The 10,714-nt window shown below is 66.6% G+C and carries 12 protein-coding genes; 8 read left to right on the top strand and 4 right to left on the bottom strand.

The features are described 5' to 3' along the window. Positions 1 to 430: 430 nt before the first annotated feature. The 4 genes from rplI to VE25_RS02035 all read right to left on the bottom strand — a co-directional run bounded on the left by rplI (position 431) and on the right by VE25_RS02035 (position 2,338). A complete protein-coding gene (rplI, locus tag VE25_RS02050) occupies positions 431 to 1,009 on the bottom strand; it encodes a 50S ribosomal protein L9 (protein WP_046106918.1) in 579 nt (192 codons plus the stop codon). A 227-nt stretch (positions 1,010 to 1,236) separates the two neighbouring features. Beyond that, positions 1,237 to 1,491: a 30S ribosomal protein S18 gene (gene rpsR / locus VE25_RS02045; protein WP_046106917.1), complete on the bottom strand. Its 255-nt coding sequence runs from the start codon at positions 1,489 to 1,491 to the stop codon at positions 1,237 to 1,239. 19 nt (positions 1,492 to 1,510) lie between these two features. After that, positions 1,511 to 1,921 (bottom strand): 30S ribosomal protein S6, encoded by a 411-nt coding sequence (gene rpsF / locus VE25_RS02040; RefSeq protein WP_046106916.1) that lies wholly within the window; start codon positions 1,919 to 1,921, stop codon positions 1,511 to 1,513. 219 nt (positions 1,922 to 2,140) lie between these two features. Further along, on the bottom strand, positions 2,141 to 2,338 hold the full coding sequence (locus tag VE25_RS02035; protein WP_046106915.1) for a type II toxin-antitoxin system VapB family antitoxin: 198 nt from the start codon (positions 2,336 to 2,338) through the stop codon (positions 2,141 to 2,143). A 278-nt stretch (positions 2,339 to 2,616) separates the two neighbouring features. Between VE25_RS02035 and fabD the strand changes: the two genes are divergently transcribed. The 8 genes from fabD to VE25_RS01995 all read left to right on the top strand — a co-directional run bounded on the left by fabD (position 2,617) and on the right by VE25_RS01995 (position 10,601). After that, positions 2,617 to 3,567 carry an ACP S-malonyltransferase gene (fabD, locus tag VE25_RS02030; RefSeq protein WP_046106914.1) on the top strand — a complete coding sequence of 317 codons (951 nt, stop codon included), beginning with the start codon at positions 2,617 to 2,619 and terminating at the stop codon, positions 3,565 to 3,567. A 69-nt stretch (positions 3,568 to 3,636) separates the two neighbouring features. Beyond that, positions 3,637 to 4,374, top strand: coding sequence for a 3-oxoacyl-[acyl-carrier-protein] reductase (gene fabG, locus VE25_RS02025; RefSeq protein WP_046106913.1), 738 nt, complete (start codon positions 3,637 to 3,639; stop codon positions 4,372 to 4,374). Between the two features lie 209 nt (positions 4,375 to 4,583). After that, the gene (locus tag VE25_RS02020) at positions 4,584 to 4,820 is read left to right on the top strand and encodes an acyl carrier protein (RefSeq protein ID WP_046106912.1); all 237 of its coding nucleotides are present in this window, start codon (positions 4,584 to 4,586) and stop codon (positions 4,818 to 4,820) included. 133 nt (positions 4,821 to 4,953) lie between these two features. After that, positions 4,954 to 6,216, top strand: coding sequence for a beta-ketoacyl-ACP synthase II (fabF, locus tag VE25_RS02015; RefSeq protein WP_046106922.1), 1,263 nt, complete (start codon positions 4,954 to 4,956; stop codon positions 6,214 to 6,216). 428 nt (positions 6,217 to 6,644) lie between these two features. After that, positions 6,645 to 7,775 (top strand): endolytic transglycosylase MltG, encoded by a 1,131-nt coding sequence (mltG, locus tag VE25_RS02010; RefSeq protein WP_046106911.1) that lies wholly within the window; start codon positions 6,645 to 6,647, stop codon positions 7,773 to 7,775. Further along, positions 7,772 to 8,671, top strand: coding sequence for a YicC/YloC family endoribonuclease (locus VE25_RS02005; RefSeq protein WP_201776028.1), 900 nt, complete (start codon positions 7,772 to 7,774; stop codon positions 8,669 to 8,671). Before mltG ends, VE25_RS02005 begins: the two co-directional genes overlap by 4 nt. 10 nt (positions 8,672 to 8,681) lie before the next feature. Continuing rightward, entirely contained in the window at positions 8,682 to 9,320 is a 639-nt protein-coding gene (gene gmk, locus VE25_RS02000; protein WP_046106920.1) for a guanylate kinase, read from the top strand. Between the two features lie 36 nt (positions 9,321 to 9,356). Next, the gene (locus tag VE25_RS01995) at positions 9,357 to 10,601 is read left to right on the top strand and encodes an MFS transporter (RefSeq protein WP_342018667.1); all 1,245 of its coding nucleotides are present in this window, start codon (positions 9,357 to 9,359) and stop codon (positions 10,599 to 10,601) included. Positions 10,602 to 10,714 lie beyond the last annotated feature (113 nt).

The following is a 10,714-nucleotide window of genomic DNA, read 5'->3' as shown; positions in this document are numbered from 1 at the left end:
CCTCAAGGGGGAGGGGGACGCATTGTGCCTGTGGCACCATCCTGCCTACTCACCGGCTGTCATCCCGGCGCAGGCCGGGACCCAGCCCTGAACACCACCACGAGCACGGGAAGAGCGGCTGCATTCCTGCCCCAATTCACACATCTTGCGGCTGGTGCAGTATCTCAGGATGGGTCCCGGCTTTCGCCGGGATGACAGGCGGAACTGGTGGCGCTAGCGCCCGCCCCCGTTTCACTCGCCCCACTCATACACCTCGCAGCTGGGGCAGCATCCCAGGATGGGCCCTTCGCTGGGGTGATATCGCGGGTGGAGAGGCGGCGGTGCGTGAGCCGTTCCGCCGGGGTTTGCCGGGTCCTGGTGTTCGCCGGATGACAAAAGCAAAGGCCGGGCGCATGCCCGGCCTTCCCGAATTCATCGCGTGAGGCGTGCCTCAGGCTTCCTCGCCACCCAGTTCCGAGCGGTCCGCGGCAGCGTCGGCCTGGCCGGCCGAGAAGTCGCCTTCGGTGTCCTCGTCATAGGTGGTGACCGTCAGGTCCTCGCCCTGGGCCTGGCGGTTGGCCTCGTCCTCGGAGCGGGCGACGTTGACGGTGATGGAGACGGCGACTTCGGGGTGCAGCAGCAGCGCGACCGTGTGCAGGCCGACCGACTTGATCGGGTCTGCGAGATCGACCTGCGAACGCTGCACGGTGAAGCCGTCATTGGCCAGGGCCTCGACGATGTCGCGCGAGGCCACCGAGCCGTAGAGCTGGCCGGTTTCGCCCGCCTGGCGGATCATGATGACCGAGCGGCCATTGAGGCCCTCGGCAATGCCGGCGGCGGCATTGCGGCGCTCTTCGTTGCGCTTCTCGATGACGGTGCGCTCGGCTTCGAACTTCTTGCGGTTGGCTTCGGTCGCGCGCAGCGCCTTGCCCTGCGGCAGCAGGAAGTTGCGGGCGTACCCGTCCTTGACGGAAACTTCGTCGCCGATCGAACCGGTGCGGCCGACGCGCTCGAGCAGAATGACTTTCATTTCTTTGTCCTATGGCTGTCCCGTCTCAGGAGACGGTTAGGAGCCCCGGACCATCCGGAACCCCAACGATGTGCCCCTATGGGGCACGGGTAGCGTCACTTACGCGGGCAAGAAGCCGGTGGGACGGATGAGATAGTGGTGATCGGCGAGAACCGGAGCGGAGCGTACATTCGTACGTGAGCACCGGAAGCGCAGCCGATTGCCGCTAGATCGCCGTCCCAGCGAGCTTATTGCACAGCGTAAGGCATGAGGCCGATGAAGCGGGCCCGCTTGATCGCGCGGGCGAGCTCGCGCTGCTTCTTGGCCGAAACGGCGGTGATGCGCGAGGGCACGATCTTGCCGCGTTCCGAGACGTAGCGCGAGAGCAGGCGCACGTCCTTGTAGTCGATCTTGGGAGCGCCCTCGCCCGAGAACGGGCAGGTCTTGCGGCGGCGCTGGAACGGGCGGCGCGCCTGGGCGGTGGTCAGGTCCTTGATGGCCATGGCTTGTTATCCTTCCAAATTAAGCGCGGCGCGGACGGCGGTCGCCGCCGAAACGGTCACCACCGCCACGATCGCCACGGTCGCCGCGATCCCCACGCTCGTCGCGGTCGCGCTTCTGCATCATGGCCGAGGGGCCGTCCTCGAGCTCGTCGACGCGCACGGTCATGAAGCGCAGGATGTCTTCGTTGATGCGCATCTGGCGCTCCATCTCGGCCACGGCGGCCGGCGGGGCGTCGATGTTGAGCAGCGTGTAGTGCGCCTTGCGGTTCTTGCGGATGCGGTAGGAGAGGCCCTTGAGGCCCCAGTACTCGGTCTTGGCGATCTTGCCGCCGTTGGAGGCGAGGATTTCGCTCAGCGCGCCGGTCAGTTCCTCGACCTGCTGCTGGCTGACGTCCTGGCGAGCCAGGTAGATGTGTTCGTAGAGGGCCATTATGCGCCTTTGTCTCTATCGGTTGACGATACGCAATGCCTGGCGCGGAGCCTCTCTGAAAGCCGGAAAAGGCGTTCAAAGCAGTCTTGCAAAGAGCGGGAACACGGGAGGCCGGAAGCGCTATCGGCAACCTATCGGCAAATAGCCGACCCTCCGTTCAGCCCCCGGCCAAACGAATGCTGGCGTGGCTATAGTGGGAAAAGCCGGGATTGGCAAGGATCATTCAGGCGGAAACCGGCGCCTTGGCATGTCTTCGAGGTCAGGCTCGGTTCCTCCCATGGCGATCAGCCGACGACCTGCTTCCTGCCGCACGTAGCTCGTGAGCGCCTCGCGGATCATTGCCGACGTCCCTTTGGCCGTCGTGAACCGCCTTAAGGTCTCGATGAGTTCGTCGTCGAGCGTGATCGTGGTCCGCATGACAGAGGCTCCTGCGCATCGATAGCGTCGAACGATGCCCGTCAATGTGCAAGAGGCCGTCAGTTTGCATGCCTCAGTTCGGCTCATCCCCGATGGCGTACGCCCGCAGGAAACCGGTGCAAACGCGCCCACACGCCTCGTAATCCCTTGACAGATCGGCCTCCTGAAGGGCATCCGGCGGCCCGGCTTGCATCCGTTTCGTCCTCCGGCGTAGCGTACCGGCCGAAGAACTGCGGCCGCTCGCTATGGGCAGGCCGCGCAGAGGAGAGAGAATCCGCATGGCCCGTTACGCATTCACCTTCCCCGGCCAGGGCAGCCAGGCCGTCGGTATGGGCAAGGACCTTGCGGACGCTTACCCGCAGGCGCGCGCCGTACTGGAAGAAGTGGACGACGCGCTCGGCCAGAAGCTGTCGGCCATCATGTTCGAAGGGCCCGAAGAGACCTTGCGCCTGACCGAGAACGCCCAGCCCGCCCTGATGACCGCGAGCATCGCTGTGATGCGCGTACTCGAGAGCAAAGGCGTGACGCTCGCCGACCATGCCGCATACGTCGCCGGCCATTCGCTGGGCGAATATTCCGCGCTCTGCGCCGCCGGCACCTTCTCGCTTGCCGACACCGCCCGCCTGCTCAAGACCCGTGGCCAGGCCATGCAGAAGGCCGTCCCCGTCGGGCACGGCGCCATGGCGGCGCTCCTCGGGCTTGACCTTGAGACGGCCGCCGCGGTAGCCGCCGAGGCGACCCAGGGCGAGGTCTGCCAGGTCGCCAACGACAATGCGCCGGGACAGGTGGTCGTCTCCGGCGCCGTCCAGGCCGTCGAGCGCGCCATCGAGATCGCCAAGGCCAAGGGCGCCAAGCGCGCGCTGCTGCTGCCGGTGAGCGCCCCCTTCCACTGCTCGCTGATGCAGCCCGCCGCCGAAGCGATGGCCGCCGCGCTCGCAGAAGTGGAGATGCGCGCACCCGTGGTGCCGGTCGTCTCCAACGTGCTGGCGGCGCCGATCAGCGATCCGTCCGAGATCCGCCGGCGGCTCGTCGAGCAGGTCACCGGGTCCGTGCGCTGGACGCAGAGCGTCGCCTGGATGACGGGGGAGGGTGGCGTCACCCACCTCGCCGAGATCGGCACCGGCAAGGTGCTGACGGGCCTTGCCAAGCGCATCAATGGCGAAGCGAGCGCCGTCGCGGTCGGCACGCCGGCCGACATCGACGCGTTCATTGCCGAAATCACGGCTTGAATCGGAATATCAACCGCTTGAATCCGCGTCTCAACGCGTTGACTCAGATTGCGAGAGAAGGACGGCTAAATGTTTGATCTCAATGGCAAACGCGCCCTCGTCACCGGCGCCAGCGGCGGCATCGGCCGCGAGATCGCCAAGGCGCTCTCCGCGGCGGGCGCAAGCGTTGCACTCTCGGGCACGCGCGTCGGCGCGCTGGAGGATACGGCAAAGGAGATCGGCAAGGACTGCCCGATCCTGCCCTGCAATCTCTCCAACCTCGACGAGGTCGACAAGCTCGTGCCTGCCGCCGAGGAGGCGCTGGGCGGGCTCGATATCCTCGTCAACAACGCCGGCATGACCCGCGACAACATCTTCATGCGCATGAAGAACGAGGAGTGGGACGAGGTGATCGCGGTCAACCTCACCGCCGCCTTCCACCTGTCGCGCGCGGTGCTGCGGGGCATGATGAAGCAGCGCTTCGGGCGCATCATCAACGTGTCGTCCGTCGTCGGCGTCATGGGCAATCCGGGGCAGGGCAACTATGCCGCCTCCAAGGCCGGCATCATCGGCATGGGCAAGGCGCTCGCCCACGAGGTCGCCTCGCGCAACATCACCGTCAACGCCATCGCGCCGGGCTTCATTGCCTCGGCCATGACCGACGAGCTCAACGACAAGCAGCGCGAGGGCATCCTCGGCACGATTCCCGCCGGACGCCTCGGCACCGCCGCAGAGGTTGCGGCCTGCGCGGTGTTCCTGGCCAGCGATGCGGCCGGGTACGTGACCGGGCATACGCTCAACGTCAACGGCGGCATGGCCATGATTTAGCCGTGAGAAGCCGGACTCTTGCTTGGCGTTGATGAAGGAAGTGTGCTAGTGCGCGCCCCTGTTGCGGATTTCGGCTCTCTTGCGAGCGCCTGAAAGCGCGCCTAAAGTCCCTTTCGCTGGGGCCGGCCGATACGCAGCACGAGCTTGAATACTTGGCGATGCGCCAATAAGAAGCCAACGAAACGTCGATTTCAAAAAGGAAGTCAAACATGAGCGATATCGCTGATCGGGTCCGCAAAATCGTTGTGGAGCACCTCAATGTGGATGCGGAGAAGGTCACCGAGAAGGCCAGCTTCATCGATGATCTGGGCGCGGACTCGCTCGATCAGGTCGAGCTGGTGATGGCGTTCGAAGAAGAGTTTTCCGTCGAGATTCCCGATGACGCCGCCGAGCAGATCCAGACTTTCGGCGATGCCGTGAGCTTCCTCGAGAAGGCCGTCGGCTAGAGCAACGTGCGAAAAGGTGGATACCGGCTTTTCGCGAAAAACGTTGCGACGACAAAAATCTAGAGCCGGCGTTCTGACCGTGTCAGAACGCATAAGGCTCTAAGTCGAACCAGCTGGAATAGTCGATATGGAATTGCGCCGCGTCGTCGTCACCGGGATGGGTATCGTCAGCCCCTTGGGCTGCGGTATCGAGGCAACCTGGGCCAACATCCTGGCCGGAAAGAGCGGCGCCAAGCGTATCGACGATTTCGAGATCGACGACATCGCCTGCCAGATCGCCCATCGTATCCCGCTGGGCGACTATGCGGACGGCAAGTACAATCCCGACGAATGGATGGAGGTGAAGGAGCAACGCAAGGTTGATCCTTTCATCGTCTACGCCATGGCTGCGTCCGCCCAGGCGATCGCCGACGCGGGCGTCGAGCCCAAGACGCAGGAAGAGCAGGAGCGCACCGGCGTCCTCATCGGCTCGGGCATCGGCGGGGTCGGAGGCATTTACGACGCCTCCGTCACGCTGCACGAGAAGGGCCCGCGCCGCATCAGCCCGTTCTTCATCCCCGGCCGCCTCATCAATCTCGCCTCGGGCCAGGTCTCGATCCGCTGGGGCCTCAAGGGCCCGAACCACTCGGTCGTCACGGCCTGCTCGACGGGCGCGCACGCCATCGGCGATGCCGCGCGCCTCATCGCGCTCGGCGATGCCGACGTGATGGTCGCCGGCGGCACGGAAAGCTGCGTCAACCGCCTCTCCCTCGCCGGATTCTCGGCCGCACGCGCTCTTTCGACCGGCTTCAACGACCGGCCTGTCGAGGCTTCGCGTCCCTACGACAAGGATCGCGACGGCTTCGTCATGGGCGAGGGCGCCGGCATCGTTGTCCTCGAGGACTACGAGCGCGCCAAGGCTCGCGGCGCCAAGATCTACGGCGAGATCATCGGCTACGGCCTTTCGGGCGATGCCTACCACATCACCGCGCCGTCCCCGGACGGCGACGGCGGCTTCCGCGCGATGAACGCCGCCATCAAGCGCGCCGGCATCGCGCCGGCCGACATCGATTACATCAACGCCCACGGCACTTCGACGCCGCTCGGCGACGAGATCGAATTGGGCGCTGTCACCCGCGTCCTCGGCAATGCGGCCGGCAAGGTCGCCATGAGCTCGACCAAGTCCGCCGTCGGGCACCTGCTCGGCGCCGCCGGCGCGGTCGAGGCGATCTTCTGCGCCCTGGCCATGCGCGACAACGTGGCCCCGCCGACCCTCAACCTCGACAACCCTTCGGTCGAGACCGAGATCAACCTCGTGCCCAAGGTGGCGCTGAAGAAGGAAATCAACGTGGCGCTCTCCAACTCCTTCGGGTTCGGCGGCACCAACGCCACGCTGGTCATGCGCAAGGTCGCGTAGGGCATATCCGCAGGATAAGGCACGATCTCGTCCCACCTTCCCCTCTCCCCTTGTGGCAGAGGGACAGACTTTTCGCTTTCAGCGAAAAGTCAGGTTGAGGGGTCTGCGATGCCGCCACGCGCGCCGGCGTTTGTTACTGTCTCACCCCTCATCCGCCCTCTCGCCTTGGCGAAGCTGAAGCTTCGCTTCGGCGTAGCCAGGTCGGGCACCTTCTCCCACAAGGGGAGAAGGGGTGGCGCCTTCATGAGCGGTGCGCCGTGTGGTGCGGACGCCAACAATCGGTTGAATTGATTGGGTTCATAGTGCCCAAGGCTTGCCTTGGCGCGCGCGAGACTCCAAAAATGCGCCGACCGCGTCGCTTCGGCGCCAAAATGATTCAAGGCCGCGGCAGCCCCGCCGGCCGGGCCGACAAGAGGTGAACAGAACCGATGGCCGACCGCAAATCACGGCGGACCCGGGCGCGCCGCCGCAACGGGTTTCTCGACGTTCTCAACGGATTGCTCTCGCTCATCGTCATCGGCATGCTGGTCGTCGGGGGCGTACTGGTCTACGGCGCTTCCCAGTTCTATGGCGATGGCCCGCTCGGCGAAAACACGGTCTTCCGCGTCGAGCAAGGCAGCAGCCTCGGCTCCATCGCCGAGCGGCTGGAGAACCAGGGCCTCATCGGCAACCGCTTCATCTTTCAGATCGGCGGGCGCGCCCTCGACAAGCAGGCGAGCATCAAGGCCGGCGACTTCAACATACCGGCCGGCGCCAGCATGGACGATATCCTGACCGAGATCACCGAAGGCCGGCCGATCCGCTATGCGGTCACCATCCCAGAGGGCTATACCTCCTGGGAGGTCGTGCAGCGCATCAATGACGATTCGAATCTCACCGGCTCGATCTCCAGCCTGCCGGCCGAAGGCTCGATCCTGCCGGGCAGCTATGACTACGTCCCCGGCGATTCCCGTGAGGCGGTGCTCGCCAAGATGCAGACCGCGATGAGCGAAGCGGTCGCCGAAATCTGGGAGCGTCGCCAGTCCGACCTGCCGCTCTCCTCGCCCGAGGAGCTCGTCATCCTCGCCTCGATCGTCGAGAAGGAAACCGGCCTTGCGGCCGAGCGGCCGCAGGTCGCCGCCGTCTTCGTCAACCGGCTGAAGGTGCCGATGCGCCTGCAGTCGGATCCGACGATCATCTACGGCATCACCAGGGGGCAATCGACGCTCGGTCGCGGCCTCAGGCGCTCCGAGATCGAGGCGGCGACGCCCTACAACACCTACCAGATCGACGGTCTGCCGCCGACGCCGATCGCCAATCCGGGGCGCGAATCGCTGGAGGCCGTCGCCAATCCCGACGACCACGCCTACCTCTACTTCGTCGCCGCCGGTCCCGTGCCCTCGGACGGCCACGTCTTCGCCGAGAGCTATGAGGAGCACCAGCGCAACGTCGCGCGCTGGCGCGAGATCGAGGCGCAGGCCGCCGCCGCGGCCGAGCGCGACGCGCAGGCGGCCCGCGAAGCCATCGAGGCGTCCGAGGCCGCCGAAGCCGAAGGGGAAACCGCCGGCGGGGAGCAATGACCCGCCACATCGCCCTCGCCAGCATGACGGGCTACGCCCGCGCCACCGGCGCGGCGGCCGGCGCCCACTTCGCCTGCGAGGTCCGCTCCGTCAACGGGCGCGGGCTCGATATCCGCACGCGGCTGCCGCCGGGGTTCGACGCGCTCGAGGTGGAGCTGCGCCGGCTCGCCTCCGCGCGCCTCACCCGCGGCTCGGTGACCGTCTCCGTCAGCGTTGAGCGCGACACGGCCGGCGGCGAGGTGTTTCTCAACCGGCAGGCGCTCGAGACGGTTCTGCAGGCCCTGCGCGATCTCGAGGGCAAGGTCGACGCGCGAAAGCCGAGCCGCGACGGCATCCTGGCGCTGCGCGGCGTCCTCGACCAGCGCGAGGCGCCGCTCGATCCCGGCGCCGAGGAGGGGCTCAATGCCGCGATCCTTACAGCGGCCGCCCGCGCGTTCGACGAGCTTTCGGATGCGCGCCGCGAGGAGGGCGAGCGCATCGGGGCGGTGCTCTCCGCCCGCATCGGCGAGATCGAAGCGCTGGTCGCCCGCGCCGAGGTCCATCCGGCCCGCAGCCGCGAGGCGATCGAGGAGCGTCTGCGCCAGCAGCTCGCCCAACTCATCGGCGATGCCGCCGCCATCGGCGAGGACCGTCTCGCCCAGGAGGCGCTGCTGCTCGCCACCAAAGCCGACATCCGCGAGGAGCTCGACCGGCTGACCGCCCATGTCGCCAGTGCCCGCAACCTCATCGCCGGCGGCGGTCCGGTCGGCCGCAAGCTCGATTTCCTCGCCCAGGAGTTCAACCGGGAGGCCAACACCCTCTGCTCCAAATCGAACGCGGTGGAACTCACCGCCATCGGTCTTGACCTTAAGGCGGCGATCGATCAACTACGCGAGCAGGTCCAGAACATCGAGTAGGTTGGGGCAGATGGATTTTCAGCGCCGCGGGGTCATGCTGGTGATCGCCTCGCCTTCGGGCGCGGGAAAATCCTCCATCTCGCGGGCGCTGTTCGGGGCCGATCCCAGCATCCGCCTTTCGGTCTCCGTCACCACCCGCGCCCGCCGCACCGATGAGGTCGAGGGCAAGCACTACTTCTTCATCGACGTGCCGACCTTCGAGCGCATGCGCGCCGACGGCGAGCTGCTCGAGAGCGCCGAGGTGCACGGCAATTTCTACGGCACCCCGCGCGCCAAGGTCGAGGAGCAGCTTGCCGCCGGCAACGACATCCTCTTCGACATCGATTACCAGGGCACGCTCCAGCTCTACGAGAAGTGCCGGCCGGACATGGTCACGGTCTTCATCCTGCCGCCCTCGATCAAGGAGCTGCGCGCGCGCCTCGAACGCCGTGCCCAGGACAGCGTCGGCAGCATCGAGAAGCGCCTGAAGAACGCGCGTATCGAGATGGACCACTACAAGGAATACGACTACGTGATCGTCAACGAGGACCTGGAGGTCTCGACCCAGCGGGTGCGCTCCATCCTCGCCTCGGCCCGCCTCAAACGTGAGCGGCAGGTGAATTTGGATAGCTTCGTCAAGAGCTTGCAGAGCCAGATCGATTCTCCTTGAGAAGGCGTTCGCCTGGCGCGTGAGGATGGTGGGAGCGTGTCGGGACAAGAGGTCAGGCAGGTCGGCATCGCTCCGGGCACGCGGGATTTTCGCCGCGCCAACGCCGCGATGGTCCTTGCCGCGTTCGCCACCTTCGCCTCGCTCTATTCCGTCCAGCCGCTGCTGCCGATCCTGGCCGCTGACTTCGGCCTCGATGCCGGCGCCAGCTCCCTCTCGCTCTCGGTGACCACCGCGACGCTTGCCGTCGCGCTGCTGCTGGCGAGCTGGGTGGCCGATCGGGCAGGGCGCAAGACCCTGATGGTCTGGGCGATGCTGGCGACGGCGCTTCTCGGGCTCGCCCTGCCATTCGTGCCCAACTGGACCAGCCTTCTCGTCATCCGTACGCTGATGGGCCTGACGCTCAGCGGCCTGCCGGCCGTCGCCATGGTCTATCTCGCCGAGGAGATGTCGCCGGATGCGCTCGGCTTTTCCATGGGGCTCTATATCGGCGGCACGGCAGCCGGCGGCATGGCCGGGCGCCTCTTGTCCGGCATTGTCGCGGACCTCGCCGGCTGGCGTACATCGCTGGCGGTATTGGGCGCCATCATCCTCGCGGTCGCCGTCGTTTTCGCCGCGCTGCTGCCGGCGCCGAAGAACTCGGCCCGCAACAGGCTGAGCTTTCGCGGCTTCGTCGCCAACGTCGCCGTGCAGTTCACCGACAAGGGCCTGCCCTGGCTTTTCCTCAGCTCGTTCCTGCTGATGGGCGCGTTCGTCACCCTCTACAACTACGCCGGTTTTCGCCTCGCGCAGCCGCCCTTCGGCCTCAGCCACACCGCGATCTCGGCGATCTTCGTCGTCTACCTTCTCGGCAGCGTCAGCTCCGCCTGGGCTGGGGCGCTCTCGACGCGCCTTGGCCGCCGCCACGTCTACTGGTGGATGGTCGCCATCATGGCCGCCGGCGTCGCGCTGACGCTCGCGCCATCGACGCCGCTCATCATCGCGGGGCTCGCCATCGCCAGCATCGGGTTCTTCGCCGCCCACGGCATCGCCAGCGCCTGGGTGGCGCGGCGCGCGCTGGTCGGCCGGGCGCAGGCCTCGGCGATCTACCTCTTCATGTACTATGTCGGCTCGAGCCTGCTCGGCACCCTCGGCGGCTATGCCTGGGTCGCCTGGGGCTGGAACGGCGTGATGCTGGTCACCGGCGGCGCGATGGTGGTGGCGCTGGCCGTCGCCGTCCGCCTGATCTTCGTCCAGCCCATTCCATTGCCGGAGAAGCCGCCTGCGCCGCCTGCGGGGGTATAGTTGCCTGCCCAACGCAGCTCCCCCCACCCCAACCCCTCCCCTCCAGGGGGAGGGGCGTGAAAGAGCCGCCAGCTCAGTGGAACGGTTTATTCGCTATCGACTGGGAGCGCCCC

It is taken from the genome of Devosia geojensis (assembly GCF_000969415.1).
Lineage (GTDB): Bacteria > Pseudomonadota > Alphaproteobacteria > Rhizobiales > Devosiaceae > Devosia > Devosia geojensis.
The sequence above is the reverse complement of the archived record's forward strand: the minus strand, read 5'-3'. Positions and strand labels throughout refer to the sequence as shown.